The sequence below is a fragment of the Thermorudis peleae genome (genome assembly GCF_000744775.1).
GTDB classification, from domain to species: domain Bacteria; phylum Chloroflexota; class Chloroflexia; order Thermomicrobiales; family Thermomicrobiaceae; genus Thermorudis; species Thermorudis peleae.
This window is the reverse complement of sequence record NZ_JQMP01000001.1, coordinates 13,057-37,157: the sequence shown is the minus strand read 5'-3', so window position 1 is coordinate 37,157 and position 24,101 is coordinate 13,057. Positions and strand designations below refer to the sequence as shown.

Below are 24,101 nucleotides of genomic sequence, written 5' to 3'. Positions count from 1 at the left end.
CAACGAATCGAGCCTCAAACGCATTGGGCGTTCATCAATGGCCATCAGTGCCGTGGTTTTCCAGAAGGCGGCCAACAGCTTCCACCACCTCGTTCTCTTCTGGAAAGCGCCCCTGCTGGGCTTTCGAGAACGCAACCTCATGCCCTACGGTTACCTCAAATCGCCCACCAGACGATGGCTGGAGTACGATCTGATCAAGTACCAACTCGTAGGCATTGAGCAGTTGCTCCATCACACGGATGGCACGTTCGCGATAGCCTCAGCTGCGGCAATACTCAATCGTCACTGATACCACGGTGGTCACTCCTTCCCTCCTATTCACAAAACGCTGAGTATACCAGAGTTAACAGGGCGATGGCCTTGCCGCCTTGGCTTACCACATGGTCACGCAGTATCCTTGGCGGCTTGAATGGTTCGTGCGCGGGAGGTGGAACGCATGCTTCGTGTCATGAAGTTCGGGGGGACATCGGTCGGATCAGTCGACGCAGTGCGCCAGGTAACGCAGATCCTCGCCGATGCCTATCGTCAGGGGGATCGCGTTGCTGCCGTTGTCTCAGCCATGAGTGGAGTGACGAATCAACTCCTGGAGGCTGCTGCGCAGGCAGCCGCTGGGAACGACCAGGCACACACGCAGCTGCGGCAAGCATTGATCGAGCGGCATCGCGACACGGCAACTGCCCTGCTCACTGACTCGCAGCGCCAGCACGAGACCATTGCCCACATCACGGCGCTGGCCGACCGGTGCAGCCGCCTCGTGGAATCCGTCCACGTGCTTGGCCATCTCTCACGCCGTGCCGAAGACTGGATTGCCTCCTTCGGCGAACGCATGGCAGCTGTCCTCGTTGCCGCTGCATTGAATCAGGCTGGCATCCCAGCCGAACCAGTGGAGTCTGACCAGATTATCGTCACCGATGATCAGTTCGGCAACGCTTCTCCCTTACTTGACGTCACCCGAGAGCGTGCGCACAGCATCCTTGTCCCCCTGCTCGAGCGCGGCATGTTGCCAGTCGTGACTGGTTACTTTGGCGCAACACTGAACGGCGCAGTGACAACCCTAGGACGCGGTGGCTCAGACTACTCAGCGGCAATCCTTGGCTACGCGCTTGACGCTGATGAAGTGTGGATCTGGACCGACGTGGACGGCGTGATGACTGCAGACCCACGCCTTGTCCCCGAAGCGCGGACCCTGCCAGCCATTTCCTATGCTGAGGCAGCTGAGCTCGCCTACTTTGGTGCCAAAGTCATCCACCCGCGGACAATGCAGCCGGCAGCGAGCCGCGGGATCCCAATCTGGATTAAGAACACCTTCAACCCCGACCATCCAGGCACCCGCATTGGGCCGGAAACGGTACCAAATGGCTCAGTTGTGAAGGCAATCACTGCCATTCCAGGGATTAGCGTCATCACTGTTGAGGGTAGCAGCTTCCTGAGCGTGGCCGATGTGACAGCACGCGTCTTTGAAGCTGTTGCCAAGACCGGCGCGAACGTGTACATGATTTTCCAAGCCTCGTCTCAGCATAGCCTCGGTTTTGCTGTCCGGCAGCACGAGGCAGCAATGGTACACGCTGCCCTTACCCGTGAGTTCGAACTCGACCTCCACAAAGGATTGATTGCGCGCATTAGCGAGGATTCACAGCTCGCAATCGTGGCAGTCGTTGGTGCGGGGATGAAGGGCACACCGGGTGTTGCGGGTCGTGTCTTCAACACCTTGGGGCAAGCAGGTATCAACATTGTCGCAATCGCCCAAGGTTCTTCCGAGCTCAACATCTCGTTCGTGATTGCGGAGCACGAGGTAGCCCGCGCAGTCCCAGCGATTCACGCTGCCTTTGGCCTCGCGTCTGTGCCGGATAGCACCCACGGAACTGGCATCACGGAGCCGGTTACACGCAGCGCAGTCGCTCCAGGGAACTAGCGAGTACGCTGGTCATGCTCGCGCGGTGTTGGCTGTGAACGCCGAACTCGCCGGCGTCGGCGCACTCGCACTGCTTGCGCGTCGAGCCGCATCGCATTCTGGTTTGCTGGCGGTTGCGAAGCAGCCGGCTGAGGCGATTCCGCTGGCACTGCAGGGAAGGCCACCGTCGTGGACGCAGCCGACTCCATGTTCGGCGACGGCTCAGGGGACTGCTCCTCTGCACCCGCTTCTGTCAGCATCGCTGACGCAGGCAGAACAGTTGTATCATCCTGATCCTGGCTCTCAGCAGGAGTCGCCGTTGGCGGCTCCTGGGACACGGATGACAACTCCTGCACGGCGCCAAATCCTTCACCCTCAGTGTGTACCCCATGCTGGCCTGTCTGAGGCGTGAGGGAACGCCAGAGCAACACGCAACCAAGCAGAATCAGTAAGGGGATGATGAAGAACGTCAGGAGAAAGAGCACGTCACCCCAGCGTATGTCTATCACCCGCGCACTCCTGTCCGCGTACTTCGCAAGCGCAGGGATGATTTGCTGCCAGTTGACGGTTCAGAGGCAGGTGATGCAGCAGGGGCAGCGGGAGCCTCAGTGTGCTGGTCGCCGCTTACCGGCCCGCGTCCAAAATCACGCAGCCGCTCAGCGTACTCGCGCAGGCGATCAACGACTCGCCGGTGGACAGTGCCCTCCGGGAACGAGCCATCTGGGCCGCGCTCACCGGCGGGCATTCCAGTCAGAATCGCGATTCCTTCATCGACGGTTCGCACTGCCCAGATGTGAAACTGCCCGGCAGCGACAGCGTCAATGACCTCTTGCGAGAGCATCAAGTTTTGCACGTTCGCAACGGGGATGATCACGCCCTGGTCGCCCGTCAGTCCTTTCGCCTTACAGACGGCAAAGAAGCCCTCAATTTTCTCATTTACCCCACCAATGGCCTGGATTTCACCATGCTGGTTCACGGAGCCGGTCACCGCAATGCCTTGGTTGATGGGAACATCGGCCAGGGCTGAAAGCAAGGCGTAGAGTTCAGCGGACGAGGCCGAATCGCCCTCAATCTCCTCGTACGCCTGCTCGAAGGTGATCGAGGCGCTAATCGAGAGGGGGAAATCTTGCGCGTACATGCCCATCAGGTAGTTGGACAAGATGAGAAAGCCCTTCGAATGGATCGGCCCGGAGAGCGCAATCTCGCGTTCGATGCTCACCAGCGCCCCACGCCCAAGGGCGACGCGAGTTGTGATCCGAGTTGGCCGACCAAAGGCATAGTCGCCTAAATCGATGACCGATAGCCCATTGATTTGGCCGACTCGGGCGCCGCTCGTCTCGATCATAATCGTGTCATCAGCAATGAGATCGCGAATGCGCTCCTCGATCAGGTTCGAGCGGTAGATCTTATGGCGAATGGCCTCGTCGACGTCGGTTGCGGTCACAACCTCGTGGCCGGCACGCCCGGCCCAGTAGCTCGCTTCGGTGACGAGGTTGGCGATTTCAAGCAATTGTGCCGAGAGCCGTCGCTGATGCTCAACGAGCCGCGCACCGTACTCAATCACCCGGGCCACGGCCCCGCGGTCGAAATGGCGCAAGGAATTTTCGCGAACAACACGACTGATAAACGCGGCATAGCCACGGACATGATCGTCGTCCCAGGGGAGATCGGGCGAGAAATCGGCGCGAACCCGAAAGAGTTCCTTGAACGTTTCATCAACTGCCGAGAGGATGCTATAGAGCATTGGCGTGCCGATGAGCACGACTTTGACGGAGAGCGGTATTGGCTGTGGGCGCAGCGTCGTCGTCGGCACAGGGGTGTACTGGCTCCCCAAATTCTCGATCACGATCTGGCGGGTAGTGAGCGCACGCTTCAACGCATCCCATGCGAAGGGATCTCGCAGCAAATCGGCTAGGTGAAGGACAAGGAAACCGCCATTTGCCCGGTGCAGGCTTCCCGGCCGGATAAGGTGGAAATCAGTGACCATAGCCCCGAACAAGGCGCGATACTCGATGCGCCCAACGAGGTTGTAGTAGCCCGGCGTGCGCTCGAAGATGACTGGCGCTCCACGCGTCGTACTGTTGTCAACCAGAACGTTGACGCGATAGCGCGCTAAATGCTCCTGCTGTTGCAGGAGTTGCATCTGGGCCAGCGGTGCAGGCACCTCCGCCGGCTGCTGGACGAGGAAATCGTCAAGATGCTCGGGAATATCTTCACGAATCTGCTCGAGGAACCGCGCAACATCGGGCAAGTCGGCATAGCGCTCGTGGAGTTCGTCAAAGAGCGTACCGATAGCAAAGAGCGCGACATTGCGATTGAGCTGGCGGAGCTGCTCAGCTGCGTCTTTTTCAAGTTGCCGCACTTCTCGCAGCGTACGCGCAATCGCCTCCTGCAGCGGCTGTCCACGTCGCTCGATGTCTTGCTGAAGTGCTGGAGGCAAGAGCTGGAACTGCTCAGGCGTCAACGGCTGGCCGTTGATCAGAGGGACCGTCACCACGCCAGCAGGGGTGACTTGGACGGCAAACCCGAGTTGGCGCGCTAGCTCTTCAAGCGCTCGCCAGCGCGCCTCACGCTGCTCGTTCAAGTGATTGAGCAACTGTTGACGCCGCCGGTCATACTCTTCGCTCTCAAAAGCGCGGGGGATGACCCGCTGGGCTGCACGAATAAACTCGTCGAGGTCGCGTGCTAGCTGTGCCCCACGGCCTGCTGGCAACGCGAGCGCGAGTGGCTGATCGGCATCAGCAAAGTTATACACGTAGACCCAGTCCGGCGGGGTTGGTAGCGATTGCGCATACTCTTCGAGAAAACGCCGTACAGTGCTTTCGCGCCCTGACCCCGGCCGGCCCGAGACGTAGAGGTTATAGCCGTACGCAGTCACCCCAACGCCGAAATCAAGGGCTTCGGTCGCTCGCGGCTGGCCAATGAGCCCTTCAAGCGGATCGACCTCCGCCGTGGTAGTAAACGGCAAGGTTGCTGGATCAAGCGTGCGCCGAAGTTGCGCTGGCGTGAGCGCGGCGCGTTGAGCGAGCATCGCCGGATTGGCCTGCGGATCCCCCTGCGTCATCCTCGTTCCTCCCCCGGATTAGGCAGCATTTGGGCCGGCTACCAATGTTGAGATCATCGGGCCGAGCACAAACATGTAGCCGAGAAACGCGAGCACGGTTACCAGCAGTGCACGACTTGTGCTGACGCTCAGCGTTTCTCGTAAGGCATACAAGTTGGTGAAGAAGACCCAGATCAACACGAGCGAGGCGATGCCAAGCGAGGCACCTGGCACAAGTGCGAGCACCAAAACAAGGCCCGGCGCCTGGGCAAAGCCTAAGGTCCGGACCAACGCGGCGACGGTTACATTCGTCTCCGGCCCAGGCAACGCTTTCGCCCCAAGGATGAAGGCGAGGAGCACGATCGTCACCCAGGCACTGAACGCCGAGGCAGCCGTCTGAAAGAAGATCGGTAAGCCCTTCCCGGAGAACAGGAACGACGGCAGGGCGCTGATCAGTGCAATCAACGCGACAAAGAGGATCGCCGGCAACGTCGCCGTGTAGTCATCCTTGAGCTCGCGGTATACCTCGGGATCGAAGCGAATAACCCCGATAATCCAGCGCAGGAGCATTCTGGTACTTCCACTCCCTATTCTCGCCGCGGCCAACCATGCTCTTTCACGACCCAGACATATGGCTCAGGAACGTCGAGGAATTCCACCCGCATGCCCAGCACGCGGGCTTCTTCAAGGAATCGCGCAACGCGGTCGGGGTCAAGGTAGAGCCGGTCTGGGGAGTACACGACGACGACATCGTAGCGACGCAACCACATCGCCGTACGCAACGCCTTCAGCTCAGGCCGCTGTTCGGGTAAGTCCGGCAACACCTCGCGGTAGACATCCGTCACTTGATACTGCCAGCGGCTGGCATAGGCACGGCAACGTTGCTCCTGCAGGGCCAAGTCGTCTTCAGGCGATAGCTGGGCCTTCGCCTTCTTCGCAGCCCGCTCAGGGGGCAATCGCGTGGAGAGAAACAGGGTTGCTCGTTCGGCCATCGCCTTCCGCTCCTGTCGGATAGACCAAGGAATACGCGCTGCTCTACCCCCTCACCGCTTTCGCACTCAGCGGCTGCTCCTATTGTGCCATGCCTCGGTGCTCAACACGGCATACGCAGCCATGCACAGCACTTCCAGGACTCCTCTACCCAGCGCCGATACGTGCTGGCCAACAGGCTCTTGACAGCACACAAATCATCAGCTAGATTGCGCCTGCTAACTGACGATGATGGGAATGCGGGAATAGCCATGCAGGAGTGGGAGCGCCTTCTCGTTGCAAGCCTTTTCCATGACATTGGCAAATTCTGGCAGCGTACTGGCGAACCTGTCCCTCCACGTTACGCCGAATTTGACGCCAAAACGTACGGCCGACATGGCAAGCATGCCTGCTGGAGTGCTGCCTTTCTCGAGCAGTGGCTGCCCGACTGGCAGGAAGCCGCCTGGTCTGTCCTCACGCACCACCAGCCGCAAGACTGGATCACCAAGCTGGTCGCCGTGGCTGACCACCTCTCAGCAAGCGAGCGCGAAGACGAGGAACAGAGCGAGCCAAGCGCGCAGTATCGTGGAGGCGGGCAAGTCTGGAGCGCGCAGCAGCCCGGCCAACAACAATTGCACAGTATCTTCGGCTACGTGCACCTTGACGATGAGCATGCAAGCTCCCCCACTTATGTGCGCCTTCATCCCCTGCAGGTCAGTCGTGATGTGCTCTTTCCCCACCCGCAACCGCTATCCCGCAGGGACGAGCGACAATGCTACCGGAAACTCTGGCAAGACTTCATCAACGACGTCCGCCAACTCCCCGCTACACTCAGCTTCGACGCTCGGTTTACCACGCTGCTTGCCTTGCTGCATAAGTACACCTGGTGTATCCCCTCCGCCTACTACCGGACCGTGCCAGATATTTCGCTCTACGACCATAGCCGCATTACCTGCGCCCTTGCCGCGGCACTCTTCCGCAGTGCAGTCGACGAGGCGACGCTTGACGCGTTGTGGACACGCCAGAGCGATATCATGGCCACGGCACGCATCGCCCTCCTCGCTGGAGACATCACCGGTATCCAGCGGTTTCTGTACACCATTACGTCTACTGGAGCAGCCCGCAGCCTGCGTGGCCGCTCCTTTGCCCTGCAGCTCGTGACCGAGACCGTCGCCCGATGGATCTTACGCCAACTCGCGCTGCCGATCACCAACCTGCTCTATGCCGGCGGGGGCCGCTTCTACCTTATCACGCCCGCACTGAGCGACCAGCAGCTGACTGACCTCCGGCGCACACTCGATCGCCTGCTCCTCGCCACCTACGACGGCGATCTCTATGTAGCACTCGCGCACCACCCGATCCCCTTCAACCAATTCACGCGCGCTGGCGCGCTCAAGGATGTATGGGCAGCACTCCATGCAGCGCTTAGCCAGGAGAAATACCGGAAGTTCAGCGCCCTCGAACCAGCTGAGCAGTTTACAAGCCTGTTTACCCCCTACGGCGCTGGTGGCCCCGAGCCGTTGTGCAGCAGTTGCCGACGCGAGGCGATTGGGGCAATCACTCTCGAAGACGGGACAGTGCTCTGCTCGCGGTGCGCCAGTTTTCGCGACCTGGGCGAGCAACTCTGCCAGGCCCGTTGGCTCTTTCTGCGTGAGGTCGAACCAGCGTTGCCTGCTTCAGAACTCGAACGCGCCCGCTACACCGGATTGCTCAATGGGCTGGGATTCGCCGTGCAACTCCTTGCAGACGAGCAAGCATTGCGCCGTCTCGTCAGTCAAGGACCCGGCACACTCTTCCGCCTCGATGCCACTGACTTTCTCACTGGTCCCGCCCTCGACGTCGCTGAAGCGAGTGGGACGATTGGCTTGAGCTTCGCCCTCATTGCCAACGTTGTCCCACGTGACGCGTACGGGAAGGTGATCGACTTTGAGCACATTGCCGAGACTGCTCAGGGCGCCAAAGCGTTAAGCGTCTTGCGGATGGACGTCGACAACCTCGGCGCTATCTTCAGCCAAGGCCTTAAAGACCGAGCAACGCTGTCCCGGCTTGCGAGCTTGAGCACATCCCTGCGCCTCTTCTTTGAAGGCTGGCTTGCCGCACTTGCTCACCAACAGAACCGCGAGCAGCCTCGGGTTTACATCGTCTATTCCGGCGGCGACGATCTCTTCCTGGTCGGTGCCTGGGATATGATGCCGGACGTTGCCTTGATGATCCAACAAGACTTTCAGGACTATACCGGCCACAATCCCGAACTCCACCTCTCAGGAGGACTAGCGCTCGTGCCCGTCGAGCACCCGCTCTACCGTGCAGCAGACGATGCCAAAGCGGCGCTCGAGGCGGCCAAGCGCCGACACGAGAATGGTCGGGTGGTCAAGAACGCTGTTACGTTTCTGGGGCAAACCGTCAGCTGGCCAACATTCGAGCGCGCCCGCGATCGTGTTGAGCTGCTTGTTGCTCTTGTCGAGCAGCGTGGTGTGCCTCGTAGCCTCATCCAAACCTTGCGAACAATTGCCCAATCTTATCGAGAGGCACAGGAGGCAGCACGGCGCACTGGGCACCTTCAGCCTGGCCAACGCGTCTACGGCCGTTGGATGTGGCAAGCCGCCTACGCGCTCAGCCGGATCACGGAACGAGTCGCCGATCCGACGGCCAAGCGGCAGATTGAGGAGATTCATGCGGCATTGTTGAACATAGCCGAGAGCGAGGCAATTGAGACGCTCGCGATGGTAAGTCGATGGGCAGAACTGCGGACACGGAAGGGAGAGTAGGCGTGAGCAGCACACCACACGGCACACCGGCGGGTCGTGGTCCCAGCAACCCACCGCGACCAGGCGGAGCACAGTCATGGAGCTTTCGGCCACCAAGTTCCGAAGAGCTTCAAAAAGTGATTGTGGACGGCGACCCGAAAGTGCTTGTCGAGCTTGCCGAACGAATCGGCAAAGACCTTGCTCAACCTGAAGGGAAACGAAATAGCCCCGAGGCGCTCGCGACCAGCCAGATTCGGGCGATCTTTGGCAAAGTCCGGGAACTTGATATGCGCCTCCGCGCGGGCCATGTTCCAAGCAATGCCGAACTCGACGAGACGACCTATCGGGAACTGCAACTGCTCCGGCCCAAGCTCGCCTACCAAGCCGCTCGCGCTCCAGGGCGTGGCGTCACCAATCTCCGTAAGGTGCTCGACCCAGCGATCCAGCTCGTCGAGCGCGATCGCGCACGGTTCCAACACTTCGTTGATTTCTTTGAGGCAATCCTCGCCTACCACCGCGCCTACGGTGGACAATAACGGTCAAGGGGGAGCAGATGAGCACGAGCACAGCCACACGCCGCGCGACAATTTTCGGCCGGGTCATTCTCACTGCCCAGCTGCGTGCGGTAACCGGCCTCCGTATCGGTGGGGCAACCGGCACACTCGCAATCGGCGCACTTGACAACCCTGTTGTCCGCGACCCGCTCACCAATCAGCCCTACATTCCTGGCTCAGCCCTGAAGGGCAAGCTCCGCTCACTGAGCGAGCGCATTGAAGGACTGGTCAGCAATTGGCGCATCAACAATGTCTACCTGCATATCTGTCTCGCTCAGAATGGTCAGAATCCAAACTACCACACCTGCCCCGTCTGTCCCGTCTTCGGGGTGCCCGGCGATCAGGCTCCCAGTGCTCCTACTCGACTCATTGTCCGCGACGCCTTCCTGATCGACGAAAGTGCCCGCGAGCTTGAGGCCCTCCGTCTCGACCTACCCTATTCGGAGATCAAATGGGAGGCGGCAATTGACCGAGTCACGTCGGCGGCAACGCCGCGCCAAGTCGAACGCGTGCCTGCTGGTGCACGCTTTGCCTGTGAGATGGTCTACACCATCTATGAGCCCGAGGATTTCGAGCGGTTTCGCATTGTTGCCCGCGCGCTCCAACTGCTCGAAGATGACTACCTCGGCGGCTACGGTTCGCGCGGCAGCGGCAAGGTCGCGTTCTCTGACATTACGCTGCTGGCCAAACCACGTGAGCAGTATGATAAGCCGCGTGAGACACTCCCAACGCGCACATTCCCCAGCGTCGATGCGCTCTTGCAACAGCTTGATGAGACAGTCGCCTGGCTCACCAGCACCATTCTAGTCACGACACGGGACTTGGCATAATGCCACAGCTAACGTGTTACCAACTCCACTTCACCGGGCCAGTGCATTTGGCCGAACGAGGCATTGGGATTGAAGAGACTGCTGACCTCGCCCACTCCGATACCCTCTTCAGTGCCCTTTGCTGGGCCTTACGGCTAGGCTGGGGCGATAACGAACTCGGCCGGCTGCTCGACGCCTTCCACCAGGGGGAACCGCCTTTTTTGCTCTCGTTTGGCTTCCCGTTTGCTGGGACTGTACGCTTCCTGCCACGACCTCTGCTCCCCCTCCCAGCGGAACTCCCCGATGCCCTGCGCAAGCGTTGGCAGTCTGTCCGCTTTATTTCGTCAGACCTATTTGCGTTGTGGGTACGCAGGGACGAGCCAGCATTACGGCAAGCACTAGCTGCAGAGCAGATCACGGCCGACGGCGATGTTGGACTTACACCGGCAGCCGCTGCTCACCTGCCGCCTATTCCTGCCGACGGTGGCTGGTTTTGGCGGCGTGTCGCCGTCCCCCGTGTCACCCTCGATCGCGCAAGCAATGCTTCGGCTCTCTACTTCGCCGGGCGGCTCCAGTTTGCCCCAGCGTGTGGGCTTGCACTTTTTATCGCGTGGCGCGATCGACAATGGCAACCCACAATTGAGCGCGCGCTGGCAGAACTCGGTGAGCTCGGCCTCGGCGGGCTGCGGAGCATCGGCTACGGGGCATTTCACGTGACGGTTGGTGAGGATCTCATCCTACCTGACCTGCCCGCAGAAAGCCAGGCCGTACTACTTTCCCTCTATGCCCCACGGCGTGAAGAGCTAGAGGCGGGCGTGCTCGGGCCGGGCGCCCGCTACGACTTCCTCGTCCGTGGTGGCTGGATCACTGCCCCAGACGGCACACGCTACCGTCGTCGTACCGTTCGGATGCTGACTGAGGGAGGAGTCATCGTCCAGCCAGCTACCACGCCCGTGCGTGGCACGCTGGTTGACGTCCGCCCCGCTATTCCCCACTTGCACCCGGTTTACCGATACGGTCTCGCCCTCACCGTTCCTGCCAGACAAGGAGGCAGATGATGCGCAAAACGGCCATCGCACTTCGGCAGTACACGATCGAGCTTGAAACACTGACACCAGTACATATCGGCGCTGGCGGGCCTCCCCTGCTCCTTAATTACGATGCTGCTCTCTGGCGCGGCATGGTGTGGGTCTTTGACGTTGAGCGGGTCATCAGCGAGCGTATGACACTTGACGACATTGAGCGGGGTGCTGATCCACAGATCAACCGCTTGCTACGGCCTGAAGATTATCCCGCCTACGCGCGCTATCGCCTGCCAGCTCCACGCGCGATGAGCACCCAGATGCGCGACATTCTGCCGCTGGAACGCGATAGCACCGGCCACCCGTACTTGCCAGGGAGATCCCTGAAAGGCGCAATCCGCACGGCATTGCTCTATTGGGCACTGCGCCACAGGGTAGAGAGCCAGCGACCGCAGCAGGCGACTCAGCATGCAACGCCCTCACCCGAGCATGAACCCGAGTATCTCTCTCTGATCAAGCGTATACTCGAAGCCCAGGGATTGCGACGAGAATGGGCAGCTCGCGATCTCGAACAGGCCATCTTTCAGCGGCCAACACAGCAAGCCCAGACTGAGCACACCGGTGCTTCGTCTCAGCCACGCAAGCGATTCGATCCCAATCACGACCTGGGGCGCGCGCTCCGCTTCAGTGATAGCGCGCCGATCACAACACCAAGCCCGGCTGTGGAAGTGATTGGGATTTTCGCGGCACGCAACAGCAGATCACAGCCCGGCAATGTAACCTCGCGTATCTTCGCCGAAGTACTACCGGCACACACACAGGCGACATTCATCTTGTCAATTGACGAAGGTCTCTTCGGCACAGACGACGGACTGGATGAATCACTGCATGCTTTCGCAAGCCCCCAATACCTGCTGCGTGCAAGCCGCGAATTCGCCTACCGTCTTACCAAACTCGAATACGACTATGCATTTAGCGCACAATTCAGCGCGATCGCCGCGTTCTATGCGGAGCTTGCCCAGCGCATCAAGCAGGCACCACGAAACGAGGCATATCTCCAGATCGGCTGGGGTACCGGCTGGCATGCCAAGACCATCGGCCCACTCCTGAAGCTCACTCAGCCTGGACAGGAACTCCTCGCAGCACTCATCACACGCTTCCGGCTGGATCGCGAACGCGGTAGCACCCCGTTCCCCAAGACACGACGTTACATCGAACAGGACGGGCAACCGGTGCTCCCGCTCGGCTGGGTTCGCATTCGGATTCCTGAACTCGCCAATGAACCAGCATCGGTTACTGCTCACTAGGGGCCTGAGGTGGTACAAGCCTCCGCACCAGTTCGCTGAACGAGTGAGGAGAAACGATGCCCCAGGCGTATCTTGTCCCACTGTGGACAGAGCAGGCGACGACGTTGCCAGCATTCCTCGGGCCGTTTGCCTTCGCTGCTCTCGGCGAACGCCTTGCGACGAGCGCCCCAGACATCTTCGCGCGCGTTCAAGACGACACCGAGCCGGTCACCGTTGCCGTTCTTTACGATGGCCTCTGGGTTGGCCAACCGATGACTACCGTTGTCCCAGATCGCCCGCTCTGGCTCCGTGTCACCATGCTCGATGACACCGTGGCACGCTCGATCCAACAGGCGATCGCGCCAGCAACGCTCATGACTCTCGCAGGTTGGCCATTTCGAATAGGGCAGGCCGTCCCACCGACCAATCACCCCTTAGCGCGACAGGCGCGCTACGTGAATCTTGCGCAACGGTGGTTAACGCCAGCCTGGTATCCGGCTCGCCTGCGTCTCCGGCTTTTCACGCCGTCCTGGCATGAGCCTGATACGGAATGGCCACTAGTTGATCCACGATCACTCCTCGAGCGCTTGGCGCTACGCTGGAATACATTTGCGCCCATCGTGCTGGAGCCGGCTATCCTGGCATCACTCCAGCACCACGTCCGGCTCCATGCCTACGGATTGCAGCCAAGGGTGGTAAACTGGGGCGATTGCCAGCTCCACGGGGCTGTCGGCTGGTTTGAACTATCTGTTCGCCCGTATGATCCAGCCCTGGCAAGCGTTCTTCACCTGCTCGGCGACTTTGCCTACTACGCGGGGGTGGGCATCAACACGACCAGAGGTTTTGGTCAAGCACGACCGATAGGCCTCGGCCACGAATGAGCAGGGCCCCTCGATGGCACCATGATCACGGTTCTGTGTCACTGAGCACAGTGATCGTTGCCAGGAGCAGCCGCACCCACGTCATAACCTGCTGATACAATGGTTCCGCTGCGGCATATGCCGGCTCAATGCCAATGCTGAGGAACAGCCGCCAGCGTACCAACTGACGACGAACATTGCACAGCACAGTGGTGGTATCCTGAATACCCAAAGGGGCAAGACGCTCGGCGATAGAGGGGAGTCCAGCATGGCCGCCAAGCCACGTGTGCTTTCTGGGATTCAACCGACGGGCGGCATCCATATCGGAAACTATCTCGGAGCGATTCGCAACTGGGTTGCACAGCAGGACCAATATGACAATCTCTTCTGTATTGTCGACCTGCACGCCATGACGTTGCCGTATGATGCCCAGACGTTGCGCGCGCGAACGCTCGAGCTCGCAAGTGTCCTACTGGCAGCAGGCATTGATCCGGCACGCTCAGTCCTTTTCGTGCAATCTGACGTCCGAGAGCATACCGAACTGTGCTGGATTTTGGGAACGCTGGCAACAGTCGGCGAACTGCGCCGGATGACGCAGTTTAAAGAGAAGTCGAAGGGCAATGAGCGCGTCGGCGCCGGCATTCTCTTCTATCCCGTCTTACAGGCTGCCGACATTTTGCTTTACGATGCCGCCTACGTACCGGTCGGCGAAGATCAGAAGCAGCATATTGAACTGACGCGAGATCTCGCCATCCGCTTCAATCACACTTTTGGTGAGACATTTGTCATTCCGGAGCCGGATATCAAGCCGACGGGCGCGCGCATTATGTCGCTCACCAATCCGCTCAAGAAGATGAGCAAGAGCGACCCGGATCCGGACAGCCGGATCGAGTTGCGCGATCCGCCCGATGTCATTCGCCGCAAGATCCGTCGTGCGGTAACTGACTCTGAAACCGTCATTCGATACGATGAGGAACACAAGCCGGCGATCTCGAACTTGCTGACGATCTATTCACTCTTTGCTGATATACCGATTCCGGAGCTGGAACAGCGCTACGCCGGCAAAGGATACGGGGAGTTCAAGCGTGATCTTGCCGAGGTCATTATCGAAAAGCTGACACCGCTTCAGGCTCGTCTTGCTGAATATGACGCACATCCTGAACGCGTCATTGCCATTCTGACGGAAGGCGCAGCCCGTGCTCGTGAGCTTGCTGCCGCGAAGATGGCAGTTGTTCGCGAACGCTGCGGCCTGGGGTTGCCACGGCTCGAGTCACTCACAATCTCGCCCTTGCAGACAGCCCTGTCAAGCCAGTAAGATCATGTTTTCGGCGGCACTGCAGTGCCGGACGAGCGAGGAGCAGCAAGAAGGAGTGCACTGATGTCAATCCAGTCGACGATCAACAAGATTCGGGAGAAGGCAGCTCGGCGTTCACCACGCCGTAACCATCCGAATCCGCGTGCTTCACACCGGCAGCAGAGCAGTCCGCTGCGCTTTCGCATGACCAAGCGCGGCCTTGTGGCAGCCACACCGGACGACCTCCTGCCCTTGCTGCGAGCCCGGGCTGCGCGCCGGCAGGTACAAGAGGAAGCACGCCGGAAGCGTGCAGAAGCAACAACGCGACGCTAAGGCCCGCGAGGTGGTTGGGGGACAAAGGATCGCCATACCGTGCTAACGCAAATTGATCATATCGTTGTCCTCGTCACTGAACTGCAGCAGGCGATAACAACATTCCACGACGCTGGTTTCCACGTCATCATCGGCGGTGAGCACCCTGGTGGCACGCACAACGCGCTCGTGATTTTCCGTGATGGCGCTTACCTTGAACTCCTTGCCTTCCATCATCCAGAACGCCGCCATGTTCACCGCTGGTACCGCTTCCTCGCCCTTGGCGGAGGACTAATCGACTTTTGTCTTGCCAGCGACAACCTTGACGGTGAACGAGCCCGGCTGCGCATACACGGGCTGCCATACCGCGGGCCAGAAGATGGCAGCCGACTTCGCCCCGATGGAGAGAAGGTTGCCTGGCGCCTGCTTGTACCAATCGAGGACCTCACCGGTGCCCTGCCATTCATGATCCAAGACGTTACCCCACGAGAGGTCCGCGTCCCTCCAACCGCTGCCCAACACCAGAATGGTGTCACTGGCATTGGCGCGCTCATCGTCGCCGTGCCCTCGCTCGATGAGGCAGTGCCCCAGTATGAAGCAATTTTGGATCGGCCAGTCGAAGGCCGGGGTGAGGACATGGAGCTCGTTGCTGAAACGGCGCTCTTCACACTTGGCCCACACCAGCTGATCCTTGCCGCGCCGCTCGGTCCCCATAGTCCGCTCGCTAGCCAAGTTATTGTCCGTCCAGGTCCAGCTGCACTCATCCTTCAGAGCACAACGGTGAGTGGGCCAACACCGCTCGCGCTCAACGGCCTGCGCCTAACACTCGTCCCCACAACCTCGTGACGCGGGCGTTAGCAACCGTCTTTCTACATCCCCGATGTCCAGTCGGGACTGACAGCACAGCCCAGGGCAGTATCAGCTGCTATTTAATAGGGGAACAGCACAGAAACCTACAAGTTTACGGCAGAGGCTATTTTAGACATTCACCAGCCCAACATGATCGTAATCCTGCCCTGTGGGGCTGTGGCCTGATCAGTGTCGCTGCTCATTGACTGCCCAGCGTGGCACGATCTCCGGCAATGCGCCATAGAGGATGAGATCAAGCGCAGCAGCGGGGGAATCTACAACCTGCACAATCGCTGCATGCATCTCTGGGATGAACCCTTCAGCCACAGCATGCTTGAGAAACTGCAGCAGGTCATCAAAAAACCCGCAGGTATTGATGAGCACAAGCGGTTTTTGGTGCAACCCAAGTTGGGTCCAGGTAGCAAACTCTGACAACTCATCCAGCGTGCCGAGTCCACCTGGCAAGACGAGGAACCCATCGGAGAGCTCAGCCATGATCGCCTTGCGTTCAAACAGTGTCTTGACTACACGCAATTCGGTCACCGTGGTGTGGGCAACTTCGCGGCGCATGAGGACTTCTGGGATCACGCCGATGACTTCACCCCCTGCCGCCAGCGCGGCATTGGCAAGCTCGCCCATGAGACCTACACTGCCTCCTCCATAGACAATGCCAATCTGCTGCTGAGCAAGCAGCATGCCGAGTTCACGCGCTGCCGCTGCATACTCCGGTCGAAAACCACTCGCTGAACCGCAAAAGACGCAAAGCCGCCGGATTGCCCGCGCCGGTGTTGTTCCTTGCACAGCCGGTCCCTTCTCTGCCGCGGCCCAAGACTGCCGCGCTTGTGAAGTGTACGACACCCCTCAACCCACTTGCCTGTGCTAGACTCGGGGCCAAGAGACGAAAGGGGCAGCAATGACGGCGGTCATCGACCCGATCCGTGACCGAGCTGGGCTAGAGCGCAAGCTGGCAACGACGAGCTATCACGTTGACCCAGGCCGGCCACATATTCGCATTATCGACCCCGACGTCTGCCTGCAATGTCAACGGAAGCAATGCGTCAACTGTTGTCCTGCTGCATGCTACACTCTGCAACCCGACGGCCATGTGCTCTTCTCATACGAGGGCTGTGTCGAATGCGGCACGTGCCGCATCGTCTGCTACGAATTCCACAACATTGAGTGGCACTATCCGCGCGGCGGCTTTGGCGTTCAGTATCGCTATGGCTAGCCTATTCTCGCTATGACCACCGCAACCGGGGAAGCACGCCTCATATCTCTCATCGCCTTCTCAACCGTGTGGCACGCTGCTGCACGAGCGATGTAGGGACCAATCCCGCGATCTGGGCAGTTCGTCATGCTACGTTACAAGAGGATTGGTTACGGCAGTCTCGGCGAGCACATCTGCTGCGTGATGGTCACTAGCACCCTGCAGGCAGCAATCATGTGGTGCTCATGGCCTACTGAGCAAAGCCTCAGTTAGACTAGAGGTGCATGCCGCCTGTCGCTCATTGCTTTGCTGTCACAGTAACGCAAGGACTCATGGACGTGTGCTGGGCAGTGGTCTTTTTGATACGGACATTCGGGACACGACACAGGAGCAGTGTCACATCGCGCGGAACAGCCGATAGTCAGGTCATTGAGCGCCCATGCGTTGTCAGCAGGGATGCTGGCACGCTTAGATTGATCGCGTTGGGGACGGGTCACGCGGAGCGGGGAGCGCGTCAATGTATGTGATCCTCGCCTACGACGTTGGCGTGGAGCGGAATGCGCGGGTCTTGAAAATCGCCCGGCGCTACCTGACATGGGTGCAAAATTCTCTCTTCGAAGGCGAGGTAACGGCCGCCCAGTTCAAACGCCTCCAGCGCGAACTTGCGCAAACCATCGACGCTGCAGCAGACAGTGTGCAGTTCTACGTGCTGCCGCAGTCTTCGGTAGCCCAACGCATTACGCTTGGCCACGTCAAGAGTGCGCCAAGCCAGTTCGTCTAACACCTCCAGCCCCGTAGGCAAAGAAGGACACCGGTCATATCGTGCGACGGCAGCGCAAGCAGTGTCTGTCCGCTGGGCCGAAGATGGGATTGTTATCCTTGAATTGACACGGGGTTTTGGCTCCGCGCAGCGGCTCGCTGCTTCAGCATGTGTTAGTGCAACCCGTTATGGATTTGGACAAGCTCAGGGCCGAAAGACCGACAGTAAAGGAGAATAGCCATGTACTTCTGCCGCAAGCATCTGCTTATCTGTACCGCCAACCACTGCAGTCAAAAAGGGGCGCAGCAGGTCGCGGCTCGCTTGCGCATCGAGCTCAAGCGTCGCGGGCTGGACGCCGAGGTGATGGCCAACACATGCGACTCGATCGATCTCTGTGACATTGGTCCCAACATCGTCGTTTACCCTGACAGGATCATTTATCATGGCGTCCAGGTTAGCGATATCCCCGAGATTCTTGCGTCGCTAGAACCGGGCGGGCAGCCAGTCGAGCGACTACGGCTTGACGCCAACACGCCTTCAGAGCAGCAACGTCGGGCATTTTACGCAGAGGTTGCCGCACAGGAACCAATGCCATCTGATGCCTTCTTGGCACTGGCAGCGCACTACGGCTTTGACCAGGCCTGGGCAGCTGAACAAGCACAACGCGGCTTTATCGCGCGGAAGCCTGGCCCAGATGGTCAACTCGTTGTGACGCTTACGAGCAAGACAAGGAACCGCTATCGCCTTAGCACCAAACCTGAACCATCAGCATAGCATACACTGTTCGTACACAAAGTACTTTATGCTGTGCCTCTAAGACACTACTTGGATCATCTACTCAGCAAGAATACAGAGTGGTATACTGGAAGAGGATGGGGAGGGAAGAATAAGAGGCAAGCAAAGGAGGGTCCGAAAAGGAGCGGTGAATGGCAGAAATGCTGGCCTCCGCTGAGCAGCTAGCGCCACTATCGCAACGGCCCCACCGTTTTGCGCACCCCGCTGAAGCTGAATTCGCTGCATTCCTCGATTTCTTCCGCATCCGCTGGTTGTATGAACCAAAATCCTTTCCACTCCGTTGGCACGATGGCCACGTCGTCGAGATGTTCACCCCTGATTTCTACCTTCCGGACTACGACCTCTACGTTGAACTGACAACGATGAAGCAAAGCTTAGTGACGCGGAAGCACCGCAAAGTACGGCGACTTCGTCAGCTCTATCCCCACATTAACATTGTTGTGGTCTACCGCAAAAACTATTATGAACTGCTTTCACGCTTTGGTTATGGCGCTGTCGATATCACTGCCCTCCGTCCTGATCAAATCGAACGGGTGCTGTTGAGCCCGGCTGAGATCGAGCAACGGGTACGCGAGCTAGGACAACAGATTTCCCAAGACTACGCTGGCCAGTCTCTTGTCTTGGTCGGCGTGCTGAAGGGCGTGACATTCTTCCTGGCAGACCTTGCCCGCGCAATCACCCGCCCGCTGGTGATCGATTATCTCGAGCTCACCCGCGACCTCAACGCTGGTGTTGCCATCCGTCGCGATCTCACGGTTGACATTCGTGGCAAGCACGTACTCCTGGTTGAGGATATCGTCAACACTGGGGCAACACTCGACTTTATCCGCCGTACACTGCTTGCGCGTCAGCCGGCCAGCCTCGAAATTTGCGCCTTGCTCGACAAGGCTGATCGTCGTCTTATCCCCGTTCCCGTACGCTATGTCGGTTTCACGATTCCGAATGAGTTCGTGGTCGGCTATGGACTCGACTATCGCGAACTCTACCGCAATCTGCCGTTCATTTGCGTGCTCAAGCACGATGTCTACGAAACGAATGGCAATGGCCTCGCGCACCTCACTGCTCCGCTCCATTCGCCGACACCAAGCGTGCAGCAGGTCGCGTGACTACTCCGCCATTGCATCCGCGTCATCGCTCAGGGCTTCGCCCGTTTCTGCCTTTGTATCATCTGCCATGGTAACAGGCTGTCCGCTAGGCGCAGGCTGACAGTGCGGGCAGAGATAGGTTCCCCGTTGACCGACGACAATCTTGAGGATTGTCGTGCCGCAGCGCAGGCACGGCTGCCCAGCTCTTCCATGCACGAACGGAAACTCGCCCGGAGGTGGCAACGCCTTACCGTGCAGGATGCGGGCACCGCCGATCGGCACAGCCACCTCCATCACCGTCTTGATCGCCTCATAGAGGCGGTCAATTTCTGGCAGGGTGAGCGTGCCAACCCGGCGAGCAGGGTGAAGCTGGGCTTGCCACAGGCTTTCATCGACGTAAATGTTGCCAAGGCCGGCGACCACACGCTGGTCCAGGAGGACTGGCTTCAGCTGACCTTCCCGGCGACGTGTTAGCCGCTGGATAAAGGCCTCACGGGTAAAGTCCGGGGAGAGGAGGTCTGGACCAAGCCTTAGCTCTTGCACCGTCGCGACAATCGCCTCTGGGGGCCAAAGCCAAGCCCGGGCGAAGCTCCGCACATCCGTGAGATAGAGATGGGCGTCGGGACAGAAATCCAGTTGTAATGCAGTCGACTTGTGTGGCAACGGGGCGTCGTAGGCTGGGACAGGATGGCCCGCAGCGAAGCCGGGGATTGCCGCACCGCGAGCAACGAGCTGGCCAGTGAGCTTGAGATGCAACAGCAACCCAAGCTGCTCAAAGGTAAGCCACAGGTGTTTCCCCCAGCGGTTCACTGCAACAAGCCGCTGGCCGACGAGTTGGTCGAGCGAAAGCCCGTCAGGCGCATGCAGCAAGCTTGGCCGATAGAGCGTGTAACCGACGAGCGTCTTGCCGACCAATTGCTCGGCGATGCCCCGGCGAGCCGCTTCGACTTCGGGCAATTCAGGCATCAGCTGGCGCCTTCCGCCACTGAAGGCTGGGTTGGTGGGCGAACCCCGAGACGTGCCCAGTCGACTTCCCAGAATCGCGGATCGAAGGGATCGACTTCTTGTCGCGTATCCAGACTATTCCAGATAGTCGGGAAAGCATAGAGTTCTTTGCCACCGAGCACAATACGGCGCGTCGCACCACCTGGGCGATGGACCGGGAAAATCTCCCGTGGTGGCTTGTTAATCACCTCAGCCTGAAACCATCCATGCTCTGGGCAGCGACCAGCATGAAGTTGCCAGGGCACCTTCGCCGTGACGTGACCAAGAATATGGATACGGACATCGCTGAGCGGCCGCCTGCACAGCGGGCAGCGCATTGGCGTGCTGACTGAGCGATGGATTTGCATGCCATGCTCTCCGTCCGTCTCACCGTTTTCCTGCGATACTATATCGCACGTCCAGCAATGCATGCCGGCCGGACAGTCGAGAAGAACCTGTTTGCACGAGGCGGATCGTCTGCGATACTCGAGCTAGATATGTGGCCGGGACGCTGGAGTGGCATAGGTAGGTGGATAGTTGGGTGAAGGGATATTGTGCTCATGGCCGACCGCGACGTCATTGACGCGCTGATCGCAACGTATCGCGAGCTAAACCTGACGCTGCGGCCGAAGTTAGCCCAAAGGGAGGTGTGGGGCGACCCAATCCGAGAACCCGAGTCACTGGCTGGGATTCTCTATCGGCTCCGCAACCGCGAGTTGAACGCATCCCAAGCAATTAAAGAGATGATCCGCACTGGGGAAACCGCCCTTAGTGACGATGAACAAGAGGCCATGGTTGCCTTGCATGAGACCGCGCTTGGACTTGCCCCCAACGTGCTCTTGAGTCAGTTCGGGACAGCGCGCGAGGCGACGCTTGCAATGGTACGCGATCTGCCCGACGAGGTTTGGCAGCAAGAATTCAACACCCCGCGCGGGCGCATGACGTTGCGCCGCTACTTGGAGACGTTGGTCGAACGCGACCGGGTTGTCTTGCAGGCGATTCAATCGAAGATCGGCTCACAAGCGCCAGCGAGCTAAGCGGGCACCATTCTACCATCCTTCCCGCTGTAATCTGCCGACGTATCATTGATACTGAACGTGCTGCTGGCAGAGGCTGGCGGCACGAATGGCTAATGGCGAGGTGGGGAAACCATGGCGACCTCCCAGACTGGGCAGCGGCGACTTCAATGGCTTGCTGGGGTAACGGCAGCCGCGGCCTATCTGCTGATTGTCATTGGCGGGGCGGTTCGAATTTCTGGAGCTGGACTGAGTTGTGGTACCGATTGGCCGCTCTGCAACGGCCGACTCTTACCCGGTGCTGATCTTCTCGCTTGGGTCGAGGTGCTCCATCGTCTTGGGGCTCTCATCGTTATCGTCCTCACGGCTGGCTTGACCTACACCGCCTGGCAGAACCGTGCGCGCGATCGGTGGTATAGCAGGCTTGGACTCCTCGCCCTTAGCCTCGTCCTTGTTCAAGCAGGTCTCGGCGCGCTCACCGTGCGAACACGGCTGAGCGCTCCGGTAGTTGCCCTTCACCTGGGCGTTTCGCTTGTCTATTTGGCAACCACCCTTATCTTCGCGACCCGGGCACTGACCGAGCAGCGGCGGCACCCTGCTCCTGCTAAACCGGTTCTCGGCTGGCTCGGCTGGGTCACAAGTGGCATGCTGTTCATTTTACTGGTCAGTGGGACATACACCGCTGTTCGAGGAGGTGGTTTTGCCTGCCCAGACTGGCCGATATGTGGCCAAAGCTGGTTACCAGAGGGCTGGAGTGCTGTCGACATCCAGCTCATCCATCGATGGCTCGCGCTCGCGACGTTACTACTCCTCGTTCTGACAACCTGGCGCGCGTGGCGGCGCGAAGTCTCGCCACTAGTCACTGGGCTCACAGTCGCTGCCCTCGCGTTGTTCATCGCGCAGGTGTTTGTAGGAGCGGCGACTGTCTGGTTTCAGCTGAACCCCGCCGTGCGTGCTGCCCACCTTGCAGTGTCGGCATTCCTTTGGGCCCTGCTCATGCTTGCCCTGACAGCTGATCAACTCGGCCTTGCTCTTGCCCCAGTACGTCGAGAGTTCCGGGTTCGGCGCGCTGCGCAAGTTCTCCGTGACTACTGGGTGTTAATGAAGCCAGGCGTCATGGTCCTGCTGCTTTTGACAACGTTCTGCGCCATGCTCGTTGCCGAACGCGGCTGGCCAGCCTGGCATACCTTGCTTTGGACATTGCTCGGTGGAGTGCTCTCTTCCGGCGGAGCTGCAGCGATCAACCATTTCTGGGATCGCGACGCCGACGCGTTGATGACCCGGACGCGGACGCGTCCGTTGCCGCAAGGCCGGCTGCGTCCCGAGCATGCGGCGATTTTCGGTGTGACCCTCTCTGTGCTGGCCGTCTACCTCCTCACCGCGTTTGTCAACCCAGTTGCCGCACTCCTCGCACTCGCTGGGAACCTGTTCTACGTTTTTGTCTACACCATTTGGCTCAAGCGAACGACCCCACAGAACATCGTGATCGGCGGTGCAGCTGGCGCAGTGCCGCCGCTCGTCGGCTGGGCCGCAATTACGCATACGATTAGCCTGCCCGCGCTGCTCATGTTCCTCGTCGTGTTCGCCTGGACACCCCCACACTTTTGGGCGCTCGCGCTCTACAAGCGCACGGACTATGCCGTCGCCGGGATCCCAATGATGCCCGCCGTCCGTGGTGAAGAGGAAACACGCCGCCAGATCTTCCTCTACACGGTGCTTCTGGTGCTTGCCAGCCTCGCGTTCTATCCCACTGGCGCGCTTGGGCTTTTCTACTTGATAGCTGCACTCGTGCTCGGCGCCCGCTTCATCTGGCTGACAGCCCAGTTGCTTCGTGAGCGGGATGACCGGATTGCCCGGAAGGTCTTCTTCTACTCAATGCAGTATCTTGGTCTCCTCTTCTTGGCGATGGTCATCGATGTGCTGATCCGGAGCCACTGGGGCTAAACGGTGTGACAGCAACCACTGACCAGCCGATCACGATCCGTCCGGCGCGTATTGAAGATGCGGCATCAATCGCCCACGTTCAAGTCAAGACGTGGCAAGCGACGTATCGCGGTATTGTCCCGGACACGTTCCTCGACACGATGGATGAAGCAGAGCGCACGAAGCGCTGGGCCACATTTATCGAACGGAGTTGTGCTGATACTACCCAGCCCTTCGTCATCGTTGCTGTGCATGCCGTCGCTGGGATCATCGGCTATGCAGCCGGGGGTCGAGCACGCTCAGAAGACGCGCAGTCTCTCGGTGAGCTTTATGCGCTCTACGTCCTGCCCCTTTTCCAACGGCGCGGGATTGGCCGCCAACTCGTCGCAGCTTTTGCACGGGAGCTCCTCGCACGAGGGTGGAACAAGATGGTCGTCGTGGTGCTTGAAGCCAACCCAGCCTGTGGGTTTTACGAGGCGCTCGGTGGCCATTGGGTGCGAACCCAGACCATTGAGATTGGCGGAGTGCCGCTCGCGGCACGGGTCTATGAATGGCCGGATCTCAGTAGCCTCACGCAAGGCCCCTAAACGAGGCACATACAGTACGGCTCGCGGACGCCGCTGCATGGACAAAGGGCTGCATTGCGCTGACATGAGTGGTCGCGCTGCAGCCCGAGAGAGTGCGTGTGGCCTCGG

Annotated in this window: 24 protein-coding genes and 1 pseudogene; 17 read left to right on the top strand and 8 right to left on the bottom strand. The window is 59.6% G+C overall.

All coding sequences use genetic code 11. From position 1 onward, the window contains the following. Nucleotides 1–34 precede the first annotated feature (34 nt). Nucleotides 35–247: pseudogene (locus N675_RS00175) on the bottom strand (Rdx family protein); the annotation flags it as partial. 189 nt (nucleotides 248–436) lie between these two features. Between N675_RS00175 and N675_RS00170 the strand changes: the two are divergent. Further along, nucleotides 437–1,912 carry an aspartate kinase gene (locus N675_RS00170; RefSeq protein WP_051913653.1) on the top strand — a complete coding sequence of 492 codons (1,476 nt, stop codon included), beginning with the start codon at nucleotides 437–439 and terminating at the stop codon, nucleotides 1,910–1,912. Here the strand turns inward: N675_RS00170 and N675_RS00165 are convergent. The 4 genes from N675_RS00165 to N675_RS00150 are packed head-to-tail and all read right to left on the bottom strand — an operon-like array spanning nucleotide 1,909 to nucleotide 5,926. Continuing rightward, on the bottom strand, nucleotides 1,909–2,400 hold the full coding sequence (locus N675_RS00165) for a hypothetical protein (RefSeq protein WP_038037245.1): 492 nt from the start codon (nucleotides 2,398–2,400) through the stop codon (nucleotides 1,909–1,911). The two genes, N675_RS00170 and N675_RS00165, sit on opposite strands and share 4 nt — an antisense overlap. Next, nucleotides 2,397–4,955, bottom strand: a complete 2,559-nt coding sequence (locus tag N675_RS00160; protein WP_231577871.1) for a Lon protease family protein — start codon at nucleotides 4,953–4,955, stop codon at nucleotides 2,397–2,399. The genes N675_RS00165 and N675_RS00160 overlap by 4 nt, the downstream gene beginning before the upstream one ends. An 18-nt stretch (nucleotides 4,956–4,973) precedes the next feature. Further along, the gene (locus tag N675_RS00155) at nucleotides 4,974–5,504 is read right to left on the bottom strand and encodes a YIP1 family protein (RefSeq protein WP_038037244.1); all 531 of its coding nucleotides are present in this window, start codon (nucleotides 5,502–5,504) and stop codon (nucleotides 4,974–4,976) included. Between the two features lie 17 nt (nucleotides 5,505–5,521). After that, a complete protein-coding gene (locus tag N675_RS00150; RefSeq protein WP_038037243.1) occupies nucleotides 5,522–5,926 on the bottom strand; it encodes a recombinase family protein in 405 nt (134 codons plus the stop codon). 249 nt (nucleotides 5,927–6,175) lie between these two features. On the opposite strand from N675_RS00150, the gene cas10 reads away from it, so the two are divergent. The 9 genes from cas10 (at nucleotide 6,176) to N675_RS00105 (ending at nucleotide 15,633) form a co-directional block, all read left to right on the top strand. Further along, on the top strand, nucleotides 6,176–8,671 hold the full coding sequence (cas10, locus tag N675_RS00145) for a type III-A CRISPR-associated protein Cas10/Csm1 (RefSeq protein WP_038037242.1): 2,496 nt from the start codon (nucleotides 6,176–6,178) through the stop codon (nucleotides 8,669–8,671). Nucleotides 8,672–8,673: 2 nt separating this feature from the next. Beyond that, on the top strand, nucleotides 8,674–9,186 hold the full coding sequence (gene csm2 / locus N675_RS00140) for a type III-A CRISPR-associated protein Csm2 (RefSeq protein WP_051913651.1): 513 nt from the start codon (nucleotides 8,674–8,676) through the stop codon (nucleotides 9,184–9,186). Between the two features lie 17 nt (nucleotides 9,187–9,203). Beyond that, entirely contained in the window at nucleotides 9,204–10,034 is an 831-nt protein-coding gene (csm3, locus tag N675_RS00135) for a type III-A CRISPR-associated RAMP protein Csm3 (protein ID WP_051913649.1), read from the top strand. Then, nucleotides 10,034–11,071 (top strand): type III-A CRISPR-associated RAMP protein Csm4, encoded by a 1,038-nt coding sequence (gene csm4, locus N675_RS00130; protein ID WP_038037241.1) that lies wholly within the window; start codon nucleotides 10,034–10,036, stop codon nucleotides 11,069–11,071. The genes csm3 and csm4 overlap by 1 nt, the downstream gene beginning before the upstream one ends. Further along, nucleotides 11,068–12,342 (top strand): type III-A CRISPR-associated RAMP protein Csm5, encoded by a 1,275-nt coding sequence (csm5, locus tag N675_RS00125; RefSeq protein WP_081886707.1) that lies wholly within the window; start codon nucleotides 11,068–11,070, stop codon nucleotides 12,340–12,342. Before csm4 ends, csm5 begins: the two co-directional genes overlap by 4 nt. A gap of 56 nt (nucleotides 12,343–12,398) precedes the next feature. Next, a complete protein-coding gene (gene cas6, locus N675_RS00120; protein ID WP_038037237.1) occupies nucleotides 12,399–13,202 on the top strand; it encodes a CRISPR system precrRNA processing endoribonuclease RAMP protein Cas6 in 804 nt (267 codons plus the stop codon). A 247-nt stretch (nucleotides 13,203–13,449) separates the two neighbouring features. Beyond that, nucleotides 13,450–14,496: a tryptophan--tRNA ligase gene (gene trpS / locus N675_RS00115; protein ID WP_051913647.1), complete on the top strand. Its 1,047-nt coding sequence runs from the start codon at nucleotides 13,450–13,452 to the stop codon at nucleotides 14,494–14,496. A gap of 63 nt (nucleotides 14,497–14,559) precedes the next feature. After that, nucleotides 14,560–14,808 (top strand): hypothetical protein, encoded by a 249-nt coding sequence (locus N675_RS00110; protein ID WP_038037236.1) that lies wholly within the window; start codon nucleotides 14,560–14,562, stop codon nucleotides 14,806–14,808. 39 nt (nucleotides 14,809–14,847) lie between these two features. Further along, complete coding sequence (locus N675_RS00105; RefSeq protein ID WP_051913646.1) at nucleotides 14,848–15,633, top strand: VOC family protein; 786 nt, start codon at nucleotides 14,848–14,850, stop codon at nucleotides 15,631–15,633. Between the two features lie 189 nt (nucleotides 15,634–15,822). Here the strand turns inward: N675_RS00105 and N675_RS00100 are convergent, their stop codons facing one another. Continuing rightward, nucleotides 15,823–16,437: an LOG family protein gene (locus N675_RS00100; protein ID WP_231577870.1), complete on the bottom strand. Its 615-nt coding sequence runs from the start codon at nucleotides 16,435–16,437 to the stop codon at nucleotides 15,823–15,825. 112 nt (nucleotides 16,438–16,549) lie between these two features. Here N675_RS00100 and N675_RS00095 point away from each other — a divergent pair, with 112 nt between their 5' ends. From N675_RS00095 to hpt, 4 genes are all read left to right on the top strand, one after another. Further along, nucleotides 16,550–16,864: a ferredoxin family protein gene (locus N675_RS00095; protein ID WP_051913644.1), complete on the top strand. Its 315-nt coding sequence runs from the start codon at nucleotides 16,550–16,552 to the stop codon at nucleotides 16,862–16,864. Nucleotides 16,865–17,360: 496 nt separating this feature from the next. Beyond that, nucleotides 17,361–17,624 (top strand): CRISPR-associated endonuclease Cas2, encoded by a 264-nt coding sequence (gene cas2 / locus N675_RS00090; protein WP_038037235.1) that lies wholly within the window; start codon nucleotides 17,361–17,363, stop codon nucleotides 17,622–17,624. Between the two features lie 219 nt (nucleotides 17,625–17,843). After that, entirely contained in the window at nucleotides 17,844–18,377 is a 534-nt protein-coding gene (locus N675_RS00085) for a (2Fe-2S) ferredoxin domain-containing protein (RefSeq protein WP_038037234.1), read from the top strand. Between the two features lie 152 nt (nucleotides 18,378–18,529). Continuing rightward, complete coding sequence (hpt, locus tag N675_RS13300; RefSeq protein ID WP_231577869.1) at nucleotides 18,530–19,504, top strand: hypoxanthine phosphoribosyltransferase; 975 nt, start codon at nucleotides 18,530–18,532, stop codon at nucleotides 19,502–19,504. Here the strand turns inward: hpt and N675_RS00075 are convergent, their stop codons facing one another. Together N675_RS00075 and N675_RS00070 are read right to left on the bottom strand one after the other, a co-directional pair. Continuing rightward, nucleotides 19,505–20,449 carry an Fpg/Nei family DNA glycosylase gene (locus N675_RS00075; RefSeq protein WP_051913643.1) on the bottom strand — a complete coding sequence of 315 codons (945 nt, stop codon included), beginning with the start codon at nucleotides 20,447–20,449 and terminating at the stop codon, nucleotides 19,505–19,507. After that, nucleotides 20,449–20,835 carry a hypothetical protein gene (locus tag N675_RS00070; protein ID WP_038037233.1) on the bottom strand — a complete coding sequence of 129 codons (387 nt, stop codon included), beginning with the start codon at nucleotides 20,833–20,835 and terminating at the stop codon, nucleotides 20,449–20,451. Before N675_RS00070 ends, N675_RS00075 begins: the two co-directional genes overlap by 1 nt. Before the next feature lie 192 nt (nucleotides 20,836–21,027). Here N675_RS00070 and N675_RS00065 point away from each other — a divergent pair, with 192 nt between their 5' ends. The 3 genes from N675_RS00065 to N675_RS00055 all read left to right on the top strand — a co-directional run bounded on the left by N675_RS00065 (nucleotide 21,028) and on the right by N675_RS00055 (nucleotide 23,993). After that, complete coding sequence (locus N675_RS00065) at nucleotides 21,028–21,504, top strand: hypothetical protein (RefSeq protein ID WP_038037232.1); 477 nt, start codon at nucleotides 21,028–21,030, stop codon at nucleotides 21,502–21,504. A 114-nt stretch (nucleotides 21,505–21,618) separates the two neighbouring features. Continuing rightward, a complete protein-coding gene (locus N675_RS00060; RefSeq protein ID WP_038037231.1) occupies nucleotides 21,619–23,427 on the top strand; it encodes a heme o synthase in 1,809 nt (602 codons plus the stop codon). A 5-nt stretch (nucleotides 23,428–23,432) separates the two neighbouring features. Further along, nucleotides 23,433–23,993 (top strand): GNAT family N-acetyltransferase, encoded by a 561-nt coding sequence (locus N675_RS00055; RefSeq protein ID WP_051913641.1) that lies wholly within the window; start codon nucleotides 23,433–23,435, stop codon nucleotides 23,991–23,993. Nucleotides 23,994–24,101 lie beyond the last annotated feature (108 nt).